The following is a 22,966-nucleotide window of genomic DNA, read 5'->3' as shown; positions in this document are numbered from 1 at the left end:
GCGAGGCCGTGCGCGAAGATGCGCGCCGAGCTAGGGCCGGCCGGATGCTGACTATCGCGCCGGCCGCATGTCAGCGGAAGCAGAAATCGGCATGTGGGCGATAACGCCGGAAGAGATGGTGGCCATCAAGCTCTCGCTGCGCGTCGCCACCGTGGCGATGCTGGTGAGCCTGCCGTTCGGCATCCTGGTCGCCTACATCCTTTCGCGCGCCCGCTTCCCGGGCAAGATCGTGCTGGACGGCCTCGTCCACCTGCCGCTCGTCCTGCCCCCCGTTGTCACCGGCTACATCCTCCTGGTGCTATTCGGGCGCCGCGGCACCTTCGGCGCGTTTCTGGAGCAGACCTTCGGCATTGTCCTGTCGTTTCGCTGGACGGGGGCCGCGCTGGCTGCCGCCATCATGAGCTTCCCGCTGATGGTGCGCGCCATCCGCCTTTCGATGGACGCAATCGACCGGCGGAGTGAGGACGCCGCCGCCACCCTCGGCGCCTCGCCTTTGTGGGTGTTCTTCACCGTCACCTTTCCCTTGGCGCTGCCGGGCATCATCGCGGGCGCCATGCTGGCCTTCGCCAAGGCGATGGGCGAATTCGGCGCCACCATTACATTTGTTTCCAACATTCCAGGCGAGACGCAGACCATTCCCGGCGCCATCTACGCCTACACCCAGACACCAGGTGGTGAAGCCGGCGCCTTCCGCCTCTCGGTCGTTGCCGTCGTCATTTCGTTTGCGGCCCTCATCGCGTCCGAGATCATGAGCCGGCGCGCCGGCCAGCGCAGAGCGGGCTTCGAATGATCGAATTCTCCTGCCGCCTCGCTCGCCCGCGCTTCACCCTAGACGCGAGCTTCAACGCCGCGAGCGGCTGCCTGGCGCTGTTCGGCCCGTCGGGCTCAGGCAAGACGACGATCGCCAAGCTGATCGCCGGTCTCGATCATCCCGACAGCGGCCGCATCGTCGTAGGCGGCCGGGTGCTGGTGGATACGGATGCGCGGGTTCGCACGCCCGTCCACCGCCGGCGCGTTGGTTTCGTGTTTCAGGACGGCCAGCTCCTGCCGCATCTCACCGTGCGGCAGAACCTCGACTACGGGCGCTACTTCACGCCGGACGACACCTCCATCGCAGGCTTCGACGCCGTGGTCGATCTGCTCGGCATCGGCCATCTTCTGGGCGCGCGCCCGTCGACGCTCTCGGGCGGCGAACGCCAGCGCGTCGCCATCGGCCGCGCGCTTCTTGCGTCTCCGCATCTGTTGATCATGGACGAGCCGCTGGCCTCGCTCGATGCCGATCGCAAACTCGACATCCTGCCCTTCATCGAGCGTCTGCGAGACGAGCTGGCGCTGCCGATGATCTATGTCTCGCACGCCATCGAGGAGGTCGCGCGCCTCGCCACCAAGGTGGTACGCCTCTCGCAGGGCCGCGTCGTCGCCGAGGGCCCACCGGCCGACGTCTTCGCGAGCGCCCTTCCGGAGGCAGGCGGCGACCGCTTCGAGTTGGTATCGTTCCTGACCGGCACCGCTGTCCGCGAGCTGCCGGACTACGGCATGACGGTGCTGGCCCATCCCGCCGGAGAGATCACGCTGCCGAGCCAGTTCGGGCCGCCGGGAAAATCGCTGCGCGTCGCCGTGCGCGCAACAAACGTCACGCTGGCGATCGAGCATCCCCATGGCCTGAGCGTCAGAACGGCCTTGAAGGGGCGCGTGCGGAGCGTGGCGCTGGGCGACGACGCCTCGGCGCTGGTCGTAGTGGAGCTCGACGGCGGAGATAAAATTTCGGCGCTCCTGACCCGCCTCGCCGTCGCCGATCTCGGGCTGACGGAAGGACGCGAGGTCTATGCCCTGGTCAAGGCCGTGGCCATCGACGAGCGTGCGGTCGGGTCGTTCTGATCGGGGCAGCCACGGTGCCGTTTCCTCGACCGTGTCTATGAATCAGTATTTGGTTCGCCGACATGAACTTCATCGGTCAGGAACTGAATCAAGCTATCGGCTGGAACGGCCAAATGATGAGTGCCAACAACGTCACTGGCCGATCGAAATTCGCTCGATTGGACAACCACACCAACCACACCTCCATGCTCTAAGATTATTGGCCCCCCGCTATTTCCAGGAGCGACAGAACAAGAGATCGCATGATACTCGTTGCGATCGAACTTGTTCACGACGTTGCCATTGATCTGCCCTCGATGAGCCATCAAGAAAGGCTTCTCCGCAACGGCGATCTTTGGATATCCAAATGCTATTACGTCCTGAAGAACTTTGCCTCTGCTTACGATGAAACCATGCGCTCCAGGTGGCGGGGTCACGTCAATGGCAGCGAGATCGAATCGACTAGACAAAGTAAGCCTTGTCCATCCATAAGCATGTCCTTCGGCCTCTATTGCCAAAATAGTATCAATTTGCTCACCCTCCGCGACATGCTTATTAGTTATTATGAAGCACTGACCAGAAGGATGACGCAATAAAAAACCCGTTCCAATACCCAAATCTCCATTCTTCAGGCGGACTTCGATGAAAGGTATCGACGGCCTGTATTTGTCGATCAAGAAGTCGATTGAGTAGCAAATGTTTTCAGCCAGTGAGCGCGACCATATGTTGGCTGACGCATTTATTGGCCTGAATTGGTCATCTCCGCGGCTCGTTTTTGGGAGGCGCTCGATAAGACCATATTCAACGAGCCGCTGCAGTGCATGGCGTATCAGTTCACCGGAATGGGTTGTGGATGTGAGATTATGCAGTTTCAGGTGAAAATCAATTACACGCTGTGCATCAAAGAGGCCGAGTTTCAGAAGTTCACGAACATCCCGCTGTGCATCGAGTTGATCCGCTACGATGTCGAATTGCGATTTGTGAAGTATGTATAGGTCTAAAAAATCAATGATCGCATCAATGTCTGGCCTACGGCGAGACAACTGGTGGTCTAAGAAGGTTCCTCGGCTCATCTAACCCCGCTTGAAATTTCTATGAGGGATTTTGAGCGGCGAATCCAAGGCCGGAAGGGCCGGGCGCCGACCCACCTAACCCCACTCGCGTCAGGCTTGCTCTGCTGAAAGAGCAAATTTTATACTGACAAGCAGCAACGCTAAGGGAAGGGATGACGGGCATTCACACCTTTGTTTCTCCTGTGCCAGCATCTCGTTCTCAAGCGGGGGCCAAGGTAGCTTAGTTGGTAGTCGCGTACCTTCATCCGAGGCGTAGCCGAGGACGATGAACATGAGCCTGCGAGTGTGTCGAGGGTGGGGAAAGAGCGAGGCGTCAGCCGAGCGGGAGCGTGCGGATCGCTAGGTGCGTGAGGGGTGTGTGTGGGAGATCAGCTAAGTGCAGGACGGGAGAATGGTGCCCAGGGGGTGAATTGAACACCCGACACTGCGATTTTCAGTCGCATGCTCTACCAACTGAGCTACCTGGGCTTTTTGCTTTGAGAGACGGCATCGCCGTCGAAAGCTCGGGCTTTATAGAGTGGTTCAGTTGAAGTGTGAAGCGCTTTTCCGCCGCGCCCCGCGAGAACGCTAAAATGATGCGCGGGCAGGTGGTTGCGGCTGGCAGGCCTTCCGAAACGGTCCTCAACGCTCCTCGTCGGGATCCTCGCCGTGGTCGAGCGAGCCCAGCTCCTTGGCGATGCTCTCGTCGCCGTCTTCGTCCGCATCGCTTTCGCCGCCGGCGATGACGTAGCCGCCTCCGACCCACCGGCCGAGGTCGATGTCGGCGCAGCGCGCCGAGCAGAAGGGGCGGATCGCATGAACCGTCGGCTTGCCGCAGATCGGGCATCGCCCGCCGGGCGCCTTTGGCGCGTTTGGATCGTCGGGCGTCGTCATGCCGGCCTCATTCGGCATCGGCCTCCGCAGCGCGGAGCCAGTTGAAATGCACCGGGAAGCCTTCGCCGATCAACATGCTCACGACCTCCGTCAGCGGCAGGCCGACGACGTTCGTGTAGGATCCCGTGATGGTGCGCACGAAACAGCCCGCGAGCCCTTGGATCGCATACCCGCCCGCTTTGCCGCGCCACTCGCGCGAGGCGATGTACGCCTCGATCTCGGGCTTGGTGAGATGCTTGAAGCGCACGCGCGTGTCGATGATCTTGGTGCGGATGCGGTCGTCCGGAGTGATGAGGCAGACGCCCGTCAAAACGCGGTGCGAACGCCCGGATAGCCGTTCCAGCGTCGCGACGGCCTCCTCGATGTGCTCGGGCTTTCCGAACACGCGCCGCCCGACGGAGACAACCGTATCCGCCGCCAGCACGTAGGCGTCGGCGATATCCGTATCGTTGGCGATCTGGTCGCGCGCCGTCTCCGCCTTGGATCGCGCCAGCCGCGTGGCGAGCGAGCGAGGCATCTCCGCGAGGCGCGCGGTTTCATCGATGCTGGCCGGCCGCAGCGCAACGGGCTCGATCCCGGCCTGGGCGAGCAGCGTCAACCGGCGCGGGCTTGCGCTTGCAAGCACGAGCTTGTGCGCGCCCGGCGGGCCGCCCTCGCGGGCACGCTCCCGGGCAAGCTCGCGCCGGAGCGTTTCACGGCGCGGACTGTCGGTGCGCTTGAAGGAGGAGAGGAAACCGGCCTTGACCGAGCTCATGGGGGTCCGCTTCAGATGTTACGAACGGGCATGATGTGCGTGCAAGGCTGTGGCGGGACACGCGAGCCACAGCCAGACTTGGACGCGCGACTATGACGGAACGAGGGCAGGGGCGGAGCCCCGAAACGCGGGGTGACGACAAGAAACCCCTTTGAATTCCGAGCGGAGAATGCAGAGAGCTTCCCCGAAAAGCAAGAAGCACGTTGCCATTCCTCCCGGTTCCCGCGAAACTCCGCGCCGTGATTGGTAGCTGTGCGGAGCACGGTGATCGATGGCTGTGCGGGGCACGGCAATGGTCGCCGTGCAAAGCACGGCGTTTGGCTGCGGTCTGGAGCACGCAATGATCTCCAAGGAAGCTCTACTCGAAATGCTGGGCCGGACGGCGCTGTTCGGGGCCCTCGAGGAGGGCGACAAGAAGGCTGTCGCGCAGGAGATGCGTGAAACGTCCTACGACGCGGGACAGTCCATCTTCGCGCGCGGCGACGCCGGCCGCGACATCTATCTCGTGACGGCCGGCCGCGTCCGGCTCTCCGTTCTGACGGCCGAGGGCCGGGAGCTGTCGTTTGCCCATTCCGAGCCCGGGCAGGTCTTTGGCGAAATCTCCGTTCTGGATGGCGGCGTCAGAACCGCCGACGCCACCGCCGTCACCAAGGTCACGGTCATGACGCTTTCGAAAGGCGCGCTGAACCGCCTGATCGAGCAGCGCAGCATCGTGCGCGAGTCGGTCATCAAGTTCCTGTGCAGCCGCGTTCGCGAGGCCGACCACCAGCTCGAAGGCATCGCGCTCTACCCCATCGAAGTCCGCCTCGCCCGCTTTTTCCTGGCCGCCGCACGCCAGAAGTCCGAGTTCAAGCCGGGCGCGAAAGTGGTCCTCGATCTCCCGATCTCGCAAAGCGAGCTTGCGCTCCTCATCGGCGCCAGCCGTCCGAAGGTGAACGCGGCGCTTGCCATGCTGGAAGACCGCGGCGCCATCGAGCGCAAGGAGAGCCGCTTTACCTGCGATATCGACGAGCTCGAAGACACCGCAGGATCATGAGGGGGCGTGCACGTGCCGCCACCGAAGGAGCCTGGGTTGGACCCCGCATCGCGGCCCGGAAGATCCGTGATCCGTTTGTGGCCGTCGCACCGGCTGGCTGATCTCGGCCACGGGCTGAACCGCCTGGCAAAGGCCGGCACGCACGGCTATCCGCCGGATACGCAGCGCCGCCTCATGATCCTGAACATGATCGCCTACCTGATCGTGGTCACGACGCTGATCTATGCGCTCCAGCAGACCTTCCTCGACTACGACCGCTTCTGGCCGATCATCCACATCAACTTCGCCATCGTGGTGATCGTCGCCGCCGTGCCGCTGGTGCACCGCTTCGGCCCCGTGGCGGCCGCGTTGCTGATCTTGATCACCGAATGCGCCGCGCTGTTCGCCCTCACATACTATCTTGGGCGCGACTCGGGACTGCACATCCAGTACATCGCCTTCTCGGCTGCTGCGTTCGTCGTTTACGGGTTGGGCCGCGTCTGGCTGATCCTGCCGTCGATCCTCGTCGCGCTGGTGCTGCACATCGTGTGCTGGTTCTGGTTTCCAGTTCCAGCCCTGCCCACCGATCAGAACGTTCTAGATTCCCTCTACGTGCAGGCCGCCATCACCACCTTCGGCCTGATCGCGGCCGCGGTATTCTATTCGTTCCGGCTGGCGGAAAATGCCAAGGCCGAAACCGAAGCGCTGCTGCGCAACATCCTGCCCGACTCCATCGTCGAGCGCCTGAAGGAGAAGCCTGCCGAGCACGTCGCGGATACCTTCACGGACACCTCGACGCTCTTTGCGGACATTTCCGGCTTCGTCGCCCTCGCGCGCAGCCTCGGCGCCGGAGAGACGGTGTCGCTGCTCAACACGCTCGTCACCATGTTCGACGATCTGGCCGAGCGCCACGGCGTGGAGAAGATCAAGACGATTGGCGACGCTTACATGGTCGCCTCAGGCGTGCCGGTGCCGACCCCGGACTTCGCCGCCCGCCTCGCGCGCATGGCGCTCGACATGCAAAAGTCCGTGGACGAGGTGCGCGCTGCGACCGGCTACCAGATCACCATGCGCATGGGGCTCGCGACCGGCCCGGTCATGGCCGGCGTGATCGGGCGGCAGAAGTTCAGCTACGACATCTGGGGCGACGCCGTGAATCTCGCCGCGCGGCTGGAAAACACGTCGGTGCCCGGCCGCATTCACGTCTGTCCCGACACCTATGCGCTGCTGGCCCGCGACTTCGAGTTCGAGCCGCGCGGTGAAATCGACATCAAGGGCGTCGGCAAGCAGACCACCTGGTTCCTGCTCGCAGAGCGGAAACCTGCGCCGCGCGCAATGCTCTGAGCTGGCGCTCTCCCGCGCCGTCTCCGTCACGGGCGAACTCAGGACACGCTAGATCGAAGGACCGCCGCCGGCCGGCAGGAAGCGCGTCTTGACGCGTTGGAACAGCGAATCCCGCACGGCCCGGTACGCGGTCATGATCTGCTCGCGGTCTCCACTTTCGAGCATCACGGTCGCGTCGGGCGTCGGCCAGTATTCGATCTCGGCGGGAATGACGCGGGTCAGCTCCACGCCGTGGTGATGCGCTTCCGGCGACAGCGTGACAATCAGGTCGAATGTCTCGCCCTCGATCGCGTTGAGCGGCGCAGGCTCATGGTCCGACATGTCGATGCCGATCTCGTCCATGACGGCCACGGCATAAGGGTCGAGCAGTCCGGCCCTCACCCCCGCCGAGGCAACATGGATGCGCCCGCCGATAAGGTGCTGCAGGATGGCTGCGGCCATGGGGCTGCGCACGGCGTTCAAGGCGCACGCAAATAGCACCGAACGAGGCGCTTCGCGCTCGCGGTCCACGCCACTAACCTTTCCAGTGCAGGGCCGATATCAGAGTGAAAAGGCGGCGCGCGGTGTCGAAATCGAGAGTGATCTTGCCGTCCAGCCGCTCGATGAGAACGCGGCTGCCTTCGTCGTGGAGGCCACGCCTCCCGACGTCGATGGCCTGGATGCGCGACGGCTGTGCCGTCCGGATGGCCTGGTAGTAGCTGTCGAGCACCAGGAAGTAGTCCTTCATGATGCGCTTGAACGGCGTCATCGAAAGCAGGTGGGTGACGAGAGGTTCGTCCTGCGATCCGGACGCCGCATAGACCGACAACGCCAGCCTGTCGTCCACGATGCCGATCGTCAGCTTGTAAGGCCCGTCCTCGCGTCCTTCGAGCTCGAACGAGTTCTCGTCCAGCAGATCGTAGATCGCGACTTCGCGCTCGTGCTCGATGTTGGCATTGCCGCGCCCGATCGATGCTGGGTCGAGCAGAACTTCGCTCAGCCTGTGCGTGGTCGCGACGGGCTCGGACGATGCTTCGATCATGCCTTGTCCCTTTTCGAAAGCCGGATGGCGACGGAGCGGCGATGGGCGTCGAGCCCCTCGGCGGCGGCCAGCGTCATGGCGGCGGGAGCGAGCTTTCCGAGCGAACCTTCGTCGAGCTTGAGGATCGACGTGCGCTTCATGAAATCGAGAACTCCGAGTCCCGACGAGAAGCGCGCGCTGCGCGCCGTCGGCAGAACGTGATTGGAGCCGGAGACATAGTCGCCGATCACTTCAGGCGTATAGGCGCCAAGGAACAGCGCGCCGGCGTTGCGGATGCGCGCGCCGAGAGCGTCCGGATCGCGGGTCGCGATTTCGAGATGCTCAGCCGCGATGCGGTCGGCGAGCGCGGGGGCCTCTTCGAGCGACGACAGCAGGATGATCGCGCCGAAGTCGCGCCAGCTCGCCGATGCGATGTCGCGCTTCGGAAGCTCCTGGAGCTGCCGCTCGACGGCCGTGGCGACCGCGTCGGCAAACGCGGCGTCGTCCGTCATCAGGATCGACTGCGCCGCCGTGTCGTGCTCGGCTTGCGCCAGCAGGTCAGCTGCGATCCACTCCGGATCGTTGAAGCGATCGGCGATCACCAGCACTTCCGACGGCCCGGCGATGCTGTCGATCCCCACGGTGCCGAACACCTGCCGCTTGGCAGCTGCCACATAGGCGTTGCCCGGGCCGACGATCTTGACCACGGGGCGGATGGTCTCGGTGCCGTAGGCGAGCGCGGCGATGCTCTGGGCGCCGCCCACGCGATAGATTTCCTCGACGCCCGCCATCTTGGCGGCGGCCAGCACGAGCGGGTTGAGCTCGCCGCGCGGCGACGGCACCACCATGACGAGCCGCTCGACGCCGGCCACCTTGGCCGGAATTGCGTTCATCAGCACGGAGCTGGGATAGGACGCGAGCCCGCCCGGCACGTAGAGGCCGGCGGAGTCGACCGCCGTCCACCGGTGCCCCAGCGTCACGCCGGCGGCGTCGGTGTAGGCCTCGCTGGACGGCAGATGACGCTGATGATGGGACGTGATGCGGTCGCTCGCGAAGGCGAGCGCGTCCAGCGTGTCCGGGCTGCAGGCGCGGAACGCGTCCTCAACCTCGCCGGCCGTCACGCGAATGCCGCGCTGGGCGAGGTCGACGGAATCGAACTTCCGCGAGAGATCGATCAGCGCCTGGTCGCCGCGGGTGCGGACGTCGGCAACGATGGCGCGCACGGCCACGTCCACATCGTCGGACGTTTCCCGCTTCGTGGCGAGGAACGCCTCGAAGGCGGTGGCGAAGCCGGAATCCGACGATGTCAGCCGCAGCGGCATTGAAGCTCCGTATACGCGCCACAAGCGCAATTAAAACCGCGCCACCGGCGCAACCGAACCTGCGCCACCGGCGCAAAGAGACGCGCCCGTTATAGGCGACCCCCGCCGAAGGCGAAAGCGCACTTGAGTCACAGGCTTGCGCAACTTTGAATGTGGGATCCGGGAGGCGGTTCCCGGGCTGCGGCCGGGCGCGCTAGGCGCTAGTCCCCGGCGTGCTCGGGCTTGCGCTGAGTTTCCCAGGCCGCTCCGAGGTCCGTCATGGCGGCCTCGATGCAGTCCACCTCGAGCCGGATGCGTCCGCCGCCCGCAAACGTCAGCAGCATCGTGCCCTGGGGCGCCTCGCCCGGCTCGAACGTCAAGGTTAAGAGGGAGAGCACCTGGTCCTTCTGCAGGAGGTCGATGCCGGAAACCTGCGCGCCCCGCACGTGCTCCACGCGCACGCCCGCCCGCCTCCGAACGAACCGTTCGAGCTTGGATTTCGACTTGGACTTGCCAGACTTCGCCCCGGACTTCGACTTGGCCGTCTCGGCTTTGACCGCAAGGCTCCAGTCGAAGCGATTGACGACGAGCGCGAACCGCCGGTCAGCTTTGAGGTAAGCCATGTCCTCGACCCGGATCACCGCATCCTGGAGATGGGCTCCGATGATGGCGAGATCTTCGTCATCGAACGCGATCAGTTTGAGGTCGGCCATTGGCTTGGATCTCTTTCGGGGCAAGACCACGGGGAGTTAGCGGGCGCGCAACGGACATGCCCGCCGGTCTTGCATACACGCCAGCCCGTTAACGGATCGAAAGCTCCGCCACGCCGATCGCGAGGTTCAGTCCGGTCTGTCCCTGCACGCTGAGCGGCTGCAGGACGATCGATTGGTTGGATCCGCCGACCAGCACCTTCGCGCCGCCGCCGAGGCCCAGAGCAACGTCGGCCGATGCGCCGGCGTAGTTGCCGGTGAGGCCGCGCGGCTGGATCGCGTCGGTCGATGCGAGCACCGTCCACACGATGACGCTGTTCTCGGTCACGCCGATGTCGAGGCCGATCTTCGTGATCGATGCCGCGTAGTTTTCCGAATGCCGGCCCGAAGCGGATTCGTAGGTGCACGAGTACTGCTTCTTCGATCCGAGCACGAGCCCGACGCCTGCGCCGCCCGAGCACGTCAGCGTGCCGGCGCGGATCTTGGCTTGCGCGAGCGCGGGGCCCGTCCCCATCAGCATCACGGCCGCAAGAGATGCGAGTGTCGAAGCTGCGAGCGTCGTTGCAATTGGTTTCACGTGAGTCTCCCGATCGGTCACTGGGCTTCCGCCCAAACAAAAATTTCGCTCCGCGCCCGGCCTTGTGGCCTTGAGGCGTGACCGACTTTGCGCCTTAGGTCTTTGACCTTACTCAATGATCTTAAAGTATGGCGGCAGCCGGGCAAAGCAAGCGAGAACCTGCGGCAAGCTGAACGAGTAACCGTCTTTTTCGCCCCGCTCAAGCTTGCGCGCGCAAGGTCCGAGCCGCTTGGCATTGCCAAATAGTCTGGCCCCGCCGCGCGAGGCCCGGCGACACGCGGCCGCGGCCGAGCTATAATTTGACGGTCGCCGGTGATCATCGGCAAGGGTCCGGTGTGGAGTTCGGCCATGTGGGGCGCGCCCTTCGACTTCGACTTTCTCGAGCGTTTCAAGATTCCCCTGAAACGCTATGCACCGGGCGAGAAAATCTTCCTCGAGGAAGATCCTGGCGACTTCATGTACCTCGTCATCGAGGGCAAGGTCAGCATCGTCACCTTCGGCACTGTGCTCGAAAACGTCGGTCTGCACGGGACCTTCGGCGAGCTGGCGCTGATCGACAACGCGCCGCGCTCTGCGGCCGCCATCGCGGCCGAGCCGACCGAGCTCGCGCTCATCAATCGCGACACGTTCCTTGAGCTTGTGCGGCACAATCCCGCTTTCTCGCTCTACGTCATGCGCCAGCTTGCGACCCGCATCCGCCGCATGAACAAGAGCCTGTGAAGGCTATCGCTGCCGCAAGCGCCGGGCGCTATCCCGCCGACAGACGCTCGATCTGCGCGCCGCAACGCGACAGCTTTTCTTCGAGCCGCTCGAAGCCGCGATCGAGGTGGTAGACGCGGTTGATCGTCGTCTCGCCTTCCGCCATCAGGCCCGCGATCACCAGCGAGACGGACGCGCGCAAGTCGGTCGCCATGACAGGCGCGCCGCGCAGCGCCTTCACGCCGTGGATCGTCGCCGTGTCGCCGTGCAGCTTGATGTCCGCGCCGAGACGCGCCAGCTCCTGCACGTGCATGAACCGGTTTTCGAAGATCGTTTCGCGGATCACGCTTGAGCCCTCGGCGCGCGCCATGAGCGCCATGAGCTGCGCCTGCAGGTCGGTCGGAAAGCCCGGAAACGGCTGCGTTTCCACGCTGACTGGCGCAAGGCCCGCGCCGTTGCGAACGATGCGCAGGCCGTCTTCGGTGTCCGTCACGGAAGCCCCCGTGAGGGCCAGGGTTTCCAGCGCCGTCGACAGCAGGTCGCGCCGCGTTCCCTGCAGCACCACATCGCCGCCCGTCGCCGCGACCGCAAACGCGAACGTGCCCGTTTCGATGCGGTCGGGCAGCACGGCGTGTACCGCGCCTTCGAGGCGCGACTTGCCCTGCACGCGCAGCGTCGAGGTGCCTATGCCGTCGATCTCCGCGCCCATCTTGACGAGGCAGTTGGCGACGTCGCCGATTTCCGGCTCGCGCGCGGCATTCTCGATCACGGTCTCGCCCTTGGCCAAGGTCGCGGCGAGCAGCACGTTGTGCGTCGCGCCGACCGAAACCATCGGGAAGATCACGTGCCCGCCGGTGAGGCCTTTCGGCGCCCGGGCAATGACGTATCCGGCGTCGATCTCGATTTCCGCGCCGAGCTTCTTCAGGCCCTGCAGGTGAAGGTCCACCGGCCGCGTGCCGATGGCGCATCCGCCCGGCAGCGAAACCTTGGCCTGTCCCATGCGCGCCACGAGCGGACCCAGCACCCAGAAGCTCGCCCGCATGCGCGACACGAGCTCGTAGGGCGCGGTGGTATCGGAGATGTCGCGCGCCGTGAGATGGAACGTCTCGCCCAGGTGCGCCGTGCCGCCGGCCCGCTTGCCGTCCACGGCGAGATCCACGCCGTGGTTGCGCAGGATGCGCGCCAGCAGGTTGACGTCCGCCAGGTTGGGCACGTTCTTGAGCGTCAGCCGGTCATCGGTGAGCAGCGACGCGATCATCAGCGGCAAAGCGGCGTTCTTTGCTCCCGAGATCGGGATCGATCCCTGGAGCCGCGCGCCACCGGTGATCTTGATGCGGTCCATGCGTGTGAGGCCCTTATGATGTTGGATCGTGGGGCCGATGCGCGCGTCGAGAGAGGCGCATGGTGCCGCCGTCGGAGGTCGTGAATGGGATCATGGCTGAGATGACTAGTCGGTCCCGGCTGGTCTGCGCAATCGCTGTTCTTCGCGAAGTCACAACGGTCCGCCGTCGTCCCCAGGGTTTGCCGGGTCTCCGGCGACGTCCTCGGGCGCCGGGCCTTCCCCCTCGGCTTGGGCTTTTCTGGTCCGTACCAGCGCTTTGCGGCGCGCGAGATTTTCGCGCAAGGCCTTGGCGAGCCTGTCTTCCCGGGTCGGCGGACGGGGCGGGTTTGGGGGCTTGGACGTCATGGACAGGGCTGCGTGAACCTTGAGATCGGACGCACGACCCTATCCCCGGCGAACGCCGGAAGCCAATACCGGAGAGGCGGGCAGCCGGAAATGGCAATCAATACCGACATGCAACTTATGATTGATATCATCAATTTGTTATCTGACAATCATTGACAGGATTAACCTTAACGGTCTTTGCTGATGCCTTTGCAACTTCGCCGTGTCGCGCGTCATGTGGGGTTGGGGGCAAAGTGTTCGCTGCTGCGCGTTGTGCCGCCGCCTTGGCGCGTGGCCCCTGATCGCTGCTGCCGCAGCCCTCGCCCCCCTTCCGGCCACGGCCGACCAGAAGCCGGAAAGCGGCCGCCAGGCTTGGGTTGGGGCCGACGTCGCCTCCAACGTCTGGCTCCTGTACTCCGGCGTCACTCTGGCGCCGTGGAGCGGCATTCATGATCCCGGCCTGCGCTTCCGCGCGGCGGGCGGCTACGGCGGCTACAGCTACGACCGCGACGCGGACGTGACGCCTGATCCGAGGCGGCGCCCCCGAGCAACGCATCTGACCGCGCAAACCTATTTCGCCGACATTCTGGTGGGCTACCTCGCGCGCTATGGCGAGCTGACGGCGAAGGGCTTCGTCGGCGCCGCCATCATCAGTCACGAGATCTCGCCGAAAGACGAGGAAACCGTGGCGATTGGCGAAGAGGTCGGCATCAAGGGCGTTGTCGAGCTGTGGCTCAACATGGGCGAGCGCGGCTGGGGTTCGCTCGATTTGTCCTGGACCTCCGCGCACAACACGCGCACGGCGCGCACCCGGCTTGGCTATCGCGTCTGGCCGAAGCTGTCGCTCGGCCTCGAAGGCGGCCTCAACCTCGACTCCCAGGGCGAATGCCGCATGCAGGGCCCCAGCGTCTCGGGGTGCTTGCGCGACCCGACTGACGACGGCCGGGCCGAGCTGCTCGACTATGCGCGCGCCGGGGTGTTCGCCCGCTACGAGTGGGGAACGGGCGAAGCGTCGTTGGGCGTGGGTGTGCTGGGCGACTCCTTAGGCGACGACGGCACCGAACTCTCGCCCTACGCAACAGTCAACTGGCTCACCCAGTTCTGACCGGGCCGTCCGAGCCATCCCAGAGCGCGCCAATCACCCGCATGAAGCTTGCGCGGATTCCGACCGCCCGTGCTCATGGCGCCGCCACACCTCACTGTCATCCTAGGCCTTGTGCCTAGGATCCATCGCGCAGCGATGACGAAGAGCGGATGGGGTGGATACGCCGCGCCTCGATTGCGGACCGCTTTCCCGTGCTGAGCCCTGGACCCTCGGGACAAGCCCGAGGATGGCGCCCGCAGACAGTTTTACCAGCAAGCGGATAATCAGCCGCACGAGCAAGGCCGGACGAGACGCCACGCGAGACCAAAAGTGCCTTGACGCAGCCACATTCCGAGTCAACAAACAAAACGAACATTCGTTTTGTTTCACAGGGAACAGCCCGGAATTGCGGGCCCGGCGACACTCGGAGCCCGGTCGGAAAGCGTCTCAGATGCCCAAGCTCACACCTGCCACACAACAAGCGCGCCGCGCGCGCATCCTCGATGCTGCGGAGCTGTGCTTCGCGCGCTCCGGCTTTCACCGCTGCACGATGCAGGACATCTGCAAGGAAGCCGGCATCAGTCCCGGCGCGCTCTATGTGTACTTTTCCTCCAAAGAGGACTTGATCGCCGGCATCGTCGAGCGTGATCGCACCAAGCTCGCCGCGAAGCTTGCGGAGCTATCGGATGCTCCGGATTTGCTCTCCGCTCTCTCGAAGCTCGGCGAGCACTACGCCATCGAAGAGCCGCCCCATAAGCGAGTGCTCAACATCGAGATCGGCTGCGAGGCGACCCGCAATCCCGCCGTGGGCGAGACGTTCTATTCCGTCGACGAATTCTGCCGTCAGAATTTCGAGCGGATTTTCGAGCGCGCCGAGCAGGACGGCAAGATTGCCCCGGCGCACGATGCGCGCACGCTGGCCGAGGTTGTCTCGCTGCTGGGCGATGGCCTGTTCTGGCGTCGCGCCGTGGATCCCGCATTCGATGCGCAGAAATTGCTGCCCGTGCTTGTCGGCCTCGTGAGCGCGCTCCTCAACCCCGTCGAGAATCGCGCCGCAAGTGCCGCAGGCACCGCCTCGCCCGCGCCCAAAGCGCCCGCACCCAAAGCGAAAGTCAAATCCGAGGCCGCCCAATGAGCGCCTTGAAACGAGTGAGCACCATGAAAACGCGCGTTTTCATCTTCGTTCTGGCCATCCTCGGCGCCGCCCTGATGGCGCATCAGTTTGGCATGCTGGAGCCCTATCTGGCGGCCCACCGCGCCAAGCCGGAAGCCGCCGCAGTCGCCGAGACCAAGGACGTGGTGCCGGCACCTGCCGTCTCGGTGGTGAAGGCCGTCGAAGCGGACTTCGTCGAAACGGTGATGATCACGGGCTCTTTCGCCCCGCGTGAAGAAATCATCGTCGCCCCCGAGGTCGATGGCCTGCGCGTGCTCGAGCTGAATGCCGAGGAAGGCGACCGCGTCAAGAAAGGCGATCTCCTGGCCGTGCTCGTCACCGATCAGCTTGAAGCCCAGCTCGCGGCGAACAAGGCGGCCCGCGGCAGCGCGTCCGCATCGATCGAGCGCGCCAAGAGCCAGATCAAGGAAATGGAAGCACGAGTCGCGGAGGCAAAGTCGCAGTTCGAACGCGCAAAGCCGCTGGCGAAATCGCAGTACCTCTCCGAAAGCGTCCTCGATCAGCGAGAGCTGGCCGCCAAATCGGCAGAAGCCCAGCTCGCGTCGGCCAAAGGCGGGCTCGCCCAGGCGGAAGCCGAGCTGGTTCAGGCCGAAGCGCAGGGCCGCGAGCTGCAATGGCGTCTCGACCGCGCCGAGGTCCGCGCTCCGGCTGATGGCATCGTCAGCCGCCGTGGCGCGCGCATCGGCGGTCTCGCGCTCGGCAATTCGTTCTCCGGCGGTGATCCGATGTTTCGCATCATCCAGAACGGAGAAATCGAGCTGAATGCCGACGTGGCCGAAACGCATCTCTGGAAAGTGAAGGCTGGCCAGAAAGCGCGCGTTACCTCCGCCAGCGGGCAGGAAGTCGAAGGAACGGTTCGCCTCGTGGCGGAGGAAGTCGATAAGGCGACGCGCCTCGGCCACGTTCGCATCTTCCTCGGCAGCGGCCATCCTGAGCTCAAGGTCGGCGCGTTCGGACGCGGCACCATCGAGACGGGGCGCGGCCGCGGCATCGCCGTGCCGCTTTCCGCCGTGCTCTATTCGAACGACGGGCCGAGCGTGCAGGTTGTCTCCGACGGCAAGGTCTCGACGCACGCCGTCAAAACCGGGCTTGAGACCGCCGGCATGATCGCCGTGACGAGCGGTCTTACGAGCGGCGATCTCGTTGTCGCCAAGGCCGGCACGTTCCTGCGTGACGGCGACGCCGTGCGCCCCGTCGAGCCCGATGCGGTCCTCAGCAGCAAGGGCCATACCACGACCACCGGCACGAACGCGGTTGACCGCGAGGCCATGCGATGAACATTTCCGCCTGGTCCATCCGCCACCCCGTTCCCTCGCTCGTTCTGTTCCTCGTGCTTCTGGTCCTCGGCCTCGCGAGCTTCCGGTCGTTGCCGGTCACGAAGTTTCCGAACATCGACTTGCCGATCATTCAGGCGCGCATCTACCAGTCCGGCGCCGCGCCCTCTGAGCTCGAAACGCAGGTCACGAAGCGGGTCGAGGATGCCATCGCCGGCATCAACGGCGTCAAGCACATCACCTCGTCCGTGACCGAAGGGTCGTCCGTGACGACGGTGGAGTTTCGCCTCGAAATCGACCCCGACCGTGCCTTGAACGACATCAAGGATGCCGTGCAGCGCATCCGCACCGATCTGCCGCGGACCATTGAGGAGCCGGTCGTTACGCGCGTCGAGATCGAAGGTCTGCCCATCGTCACGTATGCAGCCAGCGCCCCCGCCATGACGCCCGAGGAGCTGTCGTGGTTCGTGGACGACACGCTGGTTCGCCTGCTGCAGGGCGTGAAGGGTGTGTCGGAGGTGAGGCGTATTGGCGGCGTGCTGCGCGAGATCCGCGTCAACCTCGATCCGGACCGCCTGCTCGCCTATGGCGTGACAGCCGGCGACGTCAATCGCCAGGTCCGCGCCTCGAACGTCAATCTCGCGGGCGGACGCGGCGAAATTGCCGGACGCGAGCAGGCCATCCGCACGCTTGCCAGCAAGCAGACGGTCGTCGAGCTCGCTCAGACCGCCATTGCGCTGCCGGGCGGTCGGAAGGTGCGGCTCGACCAGTTGGGCACCGTGACCGACACCATCGAGGAGCCGCGCACTTACGCCAAGCTCGACGGCCAGAGCATCGTGGCGTTTTCCATTTCCCGCGCCAAGGGCGAGAGCGATACGACTGTCGCGGCCGCCACCGCCGACAAGATCGAGGAAATCAAGAAGCTCTACCCGGATGTCGCGCTGAAGCGCATCGACAACACGGTCGACTACACCTTCGGCGTCTACCAATCGACGATGAAGACGCTGCTCGAAGGCGCCGTGCTGGCGATCGTGGTGGTGTTCATCTTCCTGCGCGACTTGCGCGCCACGGTCATCGCCGCCATCGCGCTGCCGCTGTCGATCATCCCTGCCTTCTGGGCCATGGAGGCGATGGGCTTCTCGTTGAACCTCATCAGCCTTCTCGCCATCACCATCGTCACCGGCATCCTGGTCGACGACGCGATCGTGGAAATCGAGAACATCGTCCGTCATATCCAGATGGGCAAATCGCCCTACCGCGCCTCCCTCGAGGCGGCCGACGAAATCGGCTTGGCGGTCATCGCCATCACGGCCACGATCATCGCGGTGTTCACGCCGGTCTCGTTCATGGGCGGCATCGCCGGGCAATATTTCAAGCAGTTCGGTCTCGTCGTCGCCGCCGCCGTCTTCTTCTCGTTGCTTGTCGCGCGGCTCATCACGCCGCTGCTCGCCGCCTACTTCATGCGACCCCACGGATCGGCCCCCGAGGAAGGGCGCCTGATGCGCACCTACACGCGCATCGTCGGCTGGTCGGTGCGCCACCGCATCAAGACGGTTGCTCTCGGATTCCTGATTTTCTTTGCGTCGATCGGGAGCTTCTACCTCATCCCCAAGGGCTTCATTCCGCAGGAAGACTCGGGCCGCATGCTGCTCGGCGTCGAGTTGCCGCCCGGCTCCCGCATCGGCGACACCGACCGCACCACCACCGAAGTGACGCGCAGGATCAAGGCGCGCGCCGACGTCGACAACGTTTTCGTCATCGGCGGCACGCTGCTCGGCAGCGGCGAGGAAGTCCGCAAGGCAACCCTGATCATCACGCTGAAGCCGCGCGACGAGCGCAAGCTCAAGCAAAGCCAGATCCAGGAAGAAATTGGACGCGACATCTCGGATATGCCCGATATCCGCTACTTCTTCGTCGAGGACGACGGCCAGCGCCAGTTCCAGCTCGTCGTCACCGGACGCGACGGCGACGCCGTGACGAAAGTCGCAGCCGACCTGACGAGCCAGGCCAAACGCGTCCCATCCCTCGTCAATGTCGTCTCGACCGCCGAGCTGGATCGGCCTGAGCTGCGCGTCTATCCGCGTTCGGAAGTAGCGGCCGAGCTCGGCGTCAACACCGAGGCGATTTCCGAAACCGTGCGCATCGCAACCATCGGCGACGTCGGCGCCAACCTCGCCAAGTTCGACATCGGCGATCGCCAGGTGCCGATCCGCGTGCAGTTGAAAGAGGGCGCGCGCGAGAGCCGCCAGCTGATCGAAGAGCTGAAGATCGCGACGACCTCCGGAGCCGCCGTTCCGCTCTCGACAGTCGCCACGTTCGACTATGGCCAGGGCCCGACGGCCATCGACCGCTATGACCGCACTCGGCGCATCGTGCTCGGTGCGGGCCTCGTGACGGGCACGCCGCTGGGCGACGCCGTCGACGCTGTGATGGCGCTTCCCGCGGCAAAAGATTTGCCCGAAGGCGTCGAGATCAAGCAGTTCGGCGCCGCCGAGGTCATGGGCGAGGTGTTCGAGAGCTTCGAGAAAGCCATGGGCTCCGGCCTGATGATGGTCTACGCCGTGCTGGTGCTTCTGTTCGCGAGCTTCCTGCAGCCGATCACGATCCTGTTCTCGCTGCCGCTCTCGATCGGCGGCGCGATCACAGCGCTCGCGATCACCGGAGATTCGATCAGTCTGCCCGTCGTCATCGGCGTGCTGATGCTGATGGGCATCGTGACCAAGAACGCCATCATGCTTGTGGACTTCGCGGTCGAGGAAATCCGCCGCGGTGTCGAGCGCAACGAAGCGATCATCGATGCAGGCCGCAAGCGCGCCCGCCCGATCATCATGACGACCATCGCCATGGTCGGCGGCATGCTGCCGTCAGCGCTGGCCTTGGAGTCAGGCGGCGAGTTCCGCGCGCCCATGGCCGTTGCGGTCATCGGCGGCCTGATTTCGTCGACCGTGCTGAGCCTTTTGTTTGTGCCGGCCGTGTTCGCGCTGATGGACGACTTTGCGAAGTGGATCTGGCACTTCTTCAGCGGCCAGATCGGCAGTGCCGACGAGCCCGAGGAAGCGCCGCGCCTGCTTCCCCGCCCGAAGGCGCCACACCCGGCGGAGTAACCCCGCGCCGGATGCAACAAGTCAGAGAAGTGGAAAACGGTGCCGTGGAAGGCGGCCGCTTCCTGGGGGCGCCTACTTTTTGACGGGCTGTGCCGACGCCGAGGCTTCGTGGCGGAAGAAGGCATCGACCCGCATGCCGGTGAGCAGCGGCGGCGTGCCGTCGAGCCCGATCAGAACTTCGAGCACCTCGACGTCGTTCGGACGGCGCGGCCCGCGCGTGGTGATGCGCGGCGGCCCGAGCGCGGGCGCAACCTGCGTCACGACACCTTCGAAGTCCTTGTCCGGATACCCGTCTGCGCGCACGACGACGCGCTGGCCGACCCGGATCTTCGTCACGTCGCGCTCCTCGACCTCGGCGCGCACACGCATCGACGAGACATCGCCGAACAGCACGAGCGCGGCATCGTTGGAGGGAGCGGCCATTTCGCCAGGCTTGGCCCAGACGTTGAGCACGGTGCCGTCCTGCGGCGCGCGCACGCGCGTGCGGTCAATGGCATTCTCGACCTGCGAAAGATCCGTGCGCGCGACCAGCAGCGAAGACTCGACGCGCGTCGGCAGCGGCTGGTCCGGCTTGGCGAGCACCGCCGCCAAGGCCTCCCTGTCGGCGCGCACTTTTTTGGTCGCCTCTTCGAGAGCGTCGCGGGCAGCCTTGACGGGCGTGGCGTCGCCACCGGCCCGCTTGCTCGCCACGTAAGCGGCATCGAATGCCTGCTGCGCCTGGAACAGCGCCCGCTCCGAGGTGTTGACCGCGTCTTCGGCGTTGCGCCGCTCGAGAGCAGGACCGGTCGCCGCCTCTTCGTCGCGTTCGAGCACGCGCACCAGCGCTTCGGACTGGGCCGCGATGAGCTTCTGCGCCAGGTCTCCGCCGTCGAGCGTCACCAGCACGTCGCCGGCCTGCACCTGATCGTTGGTGGTTGCACTCACCTCGACGATGCGTCCTGGCATCTCGGCTGCGATGCGCACCTCGCCGTCCTTCGGCTCCACGCGTCCGGTCGCGGACGCGGCCCAAACGGGCGGCGTCTTGCTCTCGCCCGCCGCATAGGCGTTTCCGCCGGCCATCACCTGCGTTTCGGCAGCAAGCCGCGGGCTGAGCTGGTTCAGCATCACGCTCGTCGCGATCGCGGCCACCGCGGCCGCGGCGACAGCCGAGAATGTGGGGTCGAGTTTAACCATTCGCTTTGCGCCTCTTTGTGAGGTCGGTGATTTCCGGCGCGTCGAGGCCAGCGGGCCTGCGCTCCTCACCGACGATAAGTCCGTCCTCGATGCGCACGACGCGGTCGGCGTATCCGAGGGTCCGGGGATCGTGAGTCACGGCCAGAACGCTGCGGTTCTGGTCCTTGGCGATGCGCGCCAGCAGTGCCATCACGGCGTGACCGTTTTCACTGTCGAGAGCGGCGGTCGGCTCGTCCGCGAGCACCACCGAGGGCGAGGCCGCGATGGCGCGTGCGACGGCGACGCGCTGCTGCTCTCCGCCTGAAAGATTGGAGGGATAATTCCGGAGCCTGTTGCCGAGACCGACCTCGCGCAGCACCTCTTCGGCGCGCGACGAAGCCTGGTAGCCCTTGCGCCCGATGACGTCGAGCGCGATGCGGACGTTCTCGAGCGCCGAAAGGGTCGGAAACAGATTGTACGACTGGAAAATGAAGCCGATGTGCTTGCGCCGCAGCTCCGCCAGCTCCTCTGGCCCCTTGCCAGCGACTTCCTCTCCCGCGACGCGCACGATGCCCGACGTGGGCGTGAGAATGCAGCCGAGAATGGAGAGCAACGTCGTCTTGCCGCTGCCGGACGGACCCATCAGCAACGTCAGCTCGCCTTTGACGAGCGACAGGTTCACGCCCTTGAGGGCCTGCACCTTGCCAGCGCCCTTGCCGAGTTCCTTGACGACGTTTTCTGCTTCGAGAACCGGGATCGTCATCTGCTGAACACCGTGGCTGGATCGATCTTCGTGACCTTGATGATCGCCGAGATTGCGGAAACTGCCGACATGAAGAGCGTGAGACCGAACAGAGCGCCTGCGAGCCCGGGCGTCATCACCAGCGGCAGAGGCGTGTTGCGGCTGATGTAGAGAATGCCGAGCGAGATCAGAATTCCGAGCACGTACCCGATCACGGCGCTGAGCCCGGCCTGCGCCAGGATCACTTTGTAGATGTAGCCCGACGACGATCCGAGCGCGCGCAGCGTCGCGAATTCGTTGAGATGATCCTTCGTGCTCGAATAGAGCGTCTGCGCCACGATCACCGTGCCGACGAGAATGCCGAGCAGCGCGCCGCCGATCAGCGCCAGGCCCGCGCCCGTGCGGAACAGCCATTGGCGCAAGCTGCGGTCTTCGAATTCGGCCTTGGTGAGAACCTCGGCGCCTTCGAGCCGGTTGCGCAGCTCCTGGCGCACCGCTTCAACATTGGCGCCGGGTTCGAGCTGGACGAGATAGAACGTCGCCTTGTCGCTGTCCGTGCCGAGCAGGCTTCTCGCCCGCGAAAGCGTCGTGAAGACGTAGGGCGACTGCGTGAACGAGCGAATGCGATGGGTCAGCGCTTTCACTTTCACGCGCCCCATGGCGATCTGCGCCGTATCGCCGATGCCCTCGATGCCGAGTTCCTTGAAATACGTGTCGTCGGCCGAGATGGCGTCGGGCGATTTGATGTCCTGCCAGGTGCCCGACACAAGCGACCACGGTTCGAGCGCGCCGTCCTCGGCATCCGTGCCCACGAGCACGACGCGGGTCGATCCGCCCTCGGGCTTGCGCCATTCCGCGAACGCGACGACCAGCGGCACGACGGCTTTCACGCCGGGCGTCGCGAGGGCCTGATGGCGCTCGCGGTTGGACAGCAGCATACCGCCTTCCTCGAAGCTCTTGGCGCCGAATGCGGTGATCCAGAGGTCGCTGTTCGAGCGCTCGATCATCGCCGTGATCATCTGGCTCGAGCCGAGGTACATGCCGAGCTGGATCGCAACCAGCACGATCGAGAACAGGATGCCGACCAGCGTGACGGCCAAGCGGATCCGATCGTGGAAAAGATTGCGGAACGCGAGAGTGAGAATCATGGTCTCAAGAACCGATCGGGTTGCCGGACTAGCTTACGAAACAGGGCTGACAAGGACGTGGCGCACCTGATGGACTGGCGGAAAATCGAACCGGGCCGTGTCGAATGGCCAGAGCGCAATGGGCGGCCCAATCCGACAGGCACATCCGGACTTTTATGGCCGCCTGTTGTGCCGGAATATAGGCTTAGAAAGTGTTGCGCACTACCCCCGGCACGGAAAAGCTTCAAAAACAAAGTCCTGGGGTAGAAAAATGGTAAGCGCCCGCCGCCCCTTGATGTCCTGGGGCACTTGTCCGATAACGCATTACTCGTGTTTTTGCCGCTTTTGATTGCAGTGTAGGCTTCCTGCGACGAAGGGACACCGTTCGGCGCAGGCGTGTTCAGTGAAGCCGCCCGATTAGCCATTAGGTCCCCACATCA

At 64.8% G+C, this 22,966-nt stretch carries 21 protein-coding genes and 1 tRNA gene; 9 read left to right on the top strand and 13 right to left on the bottom strand.

The window, feature by feature from the left end; genetic code table 11:
* Positions 1–85 precede the first annotated feature (85 nt).
* Positions 86–790 (top strand): molybdate ABC transporter permease subunit, encoded by a 705-nt coding sequence (gene modB, locus K2Y42_RS11820; RefSeq protein WP_291154029.1) that lies wholly within the window; start codon positions 86–88, stop codon positions 788–790.
* On the top strand, positions 787–1,878 hold the full coding sequence (modC, locus tag K2Y42_RS11815; RefSeq protein WP_291152595.1) for a molybdenum ABC transporter ATP-binding protein: 1,092 nt from the start codon (positions 787–789) through the stop codon (positions 1,876–1,878). The genes modB and modC overlap by 4 nt, the downstream gene beginning before the upstream one ends.
* A 35-nt stretch (positions 1,879–1,913) precedes the next feature.
* Here the strand turns inward: modC and K2Y42_RS11810 are convergent, their stop codons facing one another.
* The 4 genes from K2Y42_RS11810 to K2Y42_RS11795 all read right to left on the bottom strand — a co-directional run bounded on the left by K2Y42_RS11810 (position 1,914) and on the right by K2Y42_RS11795 (position 4,557).
* Positions 1,914–2,930, bottom strand: a complete 1,017-nt coding sequence (locus tag K2Y42_RS11810) for a serine protease (RefSeq protein WP_291152577.1) — start codon at positions 2,928–2,930, stop codon at positions 1,914–1,916.
* A gap of 392 nt (positions 2,931–3,322) precedes the next feature.
* Positions 3,323–3,398, bottom strand: a tRNA-Phe gene (locus K2Y42_RS11805).
* 153 nt (positions 3,399–3,551) lie between these two features.
* Positions 3,552–3,803: a DNA gyrase inhibitor YacG gene (yacG, locus tag K2Y42_RS11800; protein ID WP_291152576.1), complete on the bottom strand. Its 252-nt coding sequence runs from the start codon at positions 3,801–3,803 to the stop codon at positions 3,552–3,554.
* A gap of 7 nt (positions 3,804–3,810) precedes the next feature.
* Positions 3,811–4,557, bottom strand: coding sequence for a Maf family nucleotide pyrophosphatase (locus K2Y42_RS11795; RefSeq protein WP_291152573.1), 747 nt, complete (start codon positions 4,555–4,557; stop codon positions 3,811–3,813).
* Positions 4,558–4,897: 340 nt separating this feature from the next.
* Here K2Y42_RS11795 and K2Y42_RS11790 point away from each other — a divergent pair, with 340 nt between their 5' ends.
* Together K2Y42_RS11790 and K2Y42_RS11785 are read left to right on the top strand one after the other, a co-directional pair.
* Positions 4,898–5,593: a Crp/Fnr family transcriptional regulator gene (locus K2Y42_RS11790; RefSeq protein WP_291152571.1), complete on the top strand. Its 696-nt coding sequence runs from the start codon at positions 4,898–4,900 to the stop codon at positions 5,591–5,593.
* A 66-nt stretch (positions 5,594–5,659) separates the two neighbouring features.
* Positions 5,660–6,916 carry an adenylate/guanylate cyclase domain-containing protein gene (locus K2Y42_RS11785; RefSeq protein ID WP_291152568.1) on the top strand — a complete coding sequence of 419 codons (1,257 nt, stop codon included), beginning with the start codon at positions 5,660–5,662 and terminating at the stop codon, positions 6,914–6,916.
* Between the two features lie 48 nt (positions 6,917–6,964).
* Here K2Y42_RS11785 and K2Y42_RS11780 read toward each other — a convergent pair whose 3' ends face one another.
* The 5 genes from K2Y42_RS11780 to K2Y42_RS11760 all read right to left on the bottom strand — a co-directional run bounded on the left by K2Y42_RS11780 (position 6,965) and on the right by K2Y42_RS11760 (position 10,504).
* On the bottom strand, positions 6,965–7,426 hold the full coding sequence (locus K2Y42_RS11780; RefSeq protein WP_291152566.1) for a low molecular weight phosphatase family protein: 462 nt from the start codon (positions 7,424–7,426) through the stop codon (positions 6,965–6,967).
* Positions 7,427–7,430: 4 nt separating this feature from the next.
* Complete coding sequence (locus K2Y42_RS11775; protein WP_291152564.1) at positions 7,431–7,937, bottom strand: UPF0262 family protein; 507 nt, start codon at positions 7,935–7,937, stop codon at positions 7,431–7,433.
* Positions 7,934–9,238 (bottom strand): histidinol dehydrogenase, encoded by a 1,305-nt coding sequence (hisD, locus tag K2Y42_RS11770; protein ID WP_291152562.1) that lies wholly within the window; start codon positions 9,236–9,238, stop codon positions 7,934–7,936. Before hisD ends, K2Y42_RS11775 begins: the two co-directional genes overlap by 4 nt.
* A gap of 200 nt (positions 9,239–9,438) precedes the next feature.
* Positions 9,439–9,930, bottom strand: a complete 492-nt coding sequence (locus K2Y42_RS11765; protein WP_291152560.1) for a DUF2948 family protein — start codon at positions 9,928–9,930, stop codon at positions 9,439–9,441.
* An 88-nt stretch (positions 9,931–10,018) separates the two neighbouring features.
* A complete protein-coding gene (locus K2Y42_RS11760) occupies positions 10,019–10,504 on the bottom strand; it encodes a DUF992 domain-containing protein (RefSeq protein ID WP_291152558.1) in 486 nt (161 codons plus the stop codon).
* A 348-nt stretch (positions 10,505–10,852) separates the two neighbouring features.
* On the opposite strand from K2Y42_RS11760, the gene K2Y42_RS11755 reads away from it, so the two are divergent.
* Positions 10,853–11,224, top strand: coding sequence for a Crp/Fnr family transcriptional regulator (locus tag K2Y42_RS11755; RefSeq protein WP_291152556.1), 372 nt, complete (start codon positions 10,853–10,855; stop codon positions 11,222–11,224).
* Positions 11,225–11,252: 28 nt separating this feature from the next.
* Here the strand turns inward: K2Y42_RS11755 and murA are convergent, their stop codons facing one another.
* Positions 11,253–12,545 (bottom strand): UDP-N-acetylglucosamine 1-carboxyvinyltransferase, encoded by a 1,293-nt coding sequence (murA, locus tag K2Y42_RS11750; protein WP_291152555.1) that lies wholly within the window; start codon positions 12,543–12,545, stop codon positions 11,253–11,255.
* Between the two features lie 547 nt (positions 12,546–13,092).
* Here murA and bcsS point away from each other — a divergent pair.
* The 4 genes from bcsS (at position 13,093) to K2Y42_RS11730 (ending at position 19,505) form a co-directional block, all read left to right on the top strand.
* Positions 13,093–13,974, top strand: a complete 882-nt coding sequence (bcsS, locus tag K2Y42_RS11745; RefSeq protein WP_291152553.1) for a cellulose biosynthesis protein BcsS — start codon at positions 13,093–13,095, stop codon at positions 13,972–13,974.
* A 430-nt stretch (positions 13,975–14,404) separates the two neighbouring features.
* Positions 14,405–15,088 (top strand): TetR/AcrR family transcriptional regulator, encoded by a 684-nt coding sequence (locus K2Y42_RS11740; protein ID WP_291152551.1) that lies wholly within the window; start codon positions 14,405–14,407, stop codon positions 15,086–15,088.
* A gap of 23 nt (positions 15,089–15,111) precedes the next feature.
* The gene (locus tag K2Y42_RS11735) at positions 15,112–16,404 is read left to right on the top strand and encodes an efflux RND transporter periplasmic adaptor subunit (RefSeq protein ID WP_291152548.1); all 1,293 of its coding nucleotides are present in this window, start codon (positions 15,112–15,114) and stop codon (positions 16,402–16,404) included.
* Complete coding sequence (locus tag K2Y42_RS11730; RefSeq protein ID WP_291152546.1) at positions 16,401–19,505, top strand: efflux RND transporter permease subunit; 3,105 nt, start codon at positions 16,401–16,403, stop codon at positions 19,503–19,505. Before K2Y42_RS11735 ends, K2Y42_RS11730 begins: the two co-directional genes overlap by 4 nt.
* Positions 19,506–19,577: 72 nt before the next feature.
* On the opposite strand, the gene K2Y42_RS11725 is transcribed toward K2Y42_RS11730, so the two are convergent.
* From K2Y42_RS11725 to K2Y42_RS11715, 3 genes are read right to left on the bottom strand one after another with little or no spacing between them, the layout of a single operon-like run.
* The gene (locus K2Y42_RS11725) at positions 19,578–20,678 is read right to left on the bottom strand and encodes an efflux RND transporter periplasmic adaptor subunit (protein WP_291152544.1); all 1,101 of its coding nucleotides are present in this window, start codon (positions 20,676–20,678) and stop codon (positions 19,578–19,580) included.
* Complete coding sequence (locus K2Y42_RS11720) at positions 20,671–21,420, bottom strand: ABC transporter ATP-binding protein (RefSeq protein WP_291152542.1); 750 nt, start codon at positions 21,418–21,420, stop codon at positions 20,671–20,673. Before K2Y42_RS11720 ends, K2Y42_RS11725 begins: the two co-directional genes overlap by 8 nt.
* Positions 21,417–22,547 carry an ABC transporter permease gene (locus K2Y42_RS11715; RefSeq protein ID WP_291152539.1) on the bottom strand — a complete coding sequence of 377 codons (1,131 nt, stop codon included), beginning with the start codon at positions 22,545–22,547 and terminating at the stop codon, positions 21,417–21,419. Before K2Y42_RS11715 ends, K2Y42_RS11720 begins: the two co-directional genes overlap by 4 nt.
* Positions 22,548–22,966: the final 419 nt, after the last annotated feature.

Origin of the sequence: Hyphomicrobium sp. (assembly GCF_019744875.1) — a bacterium.
Classification (GTDB): domain Bacteria; phylum Pseudomonadota; class Alphaproteobacteria; order Rhizobiales; family Hyphomicrobiaceae; genus Hyphomicrobium_C.
This window is presented reverse-complemented; position numbering and strand designations above follow the sequence as displayed.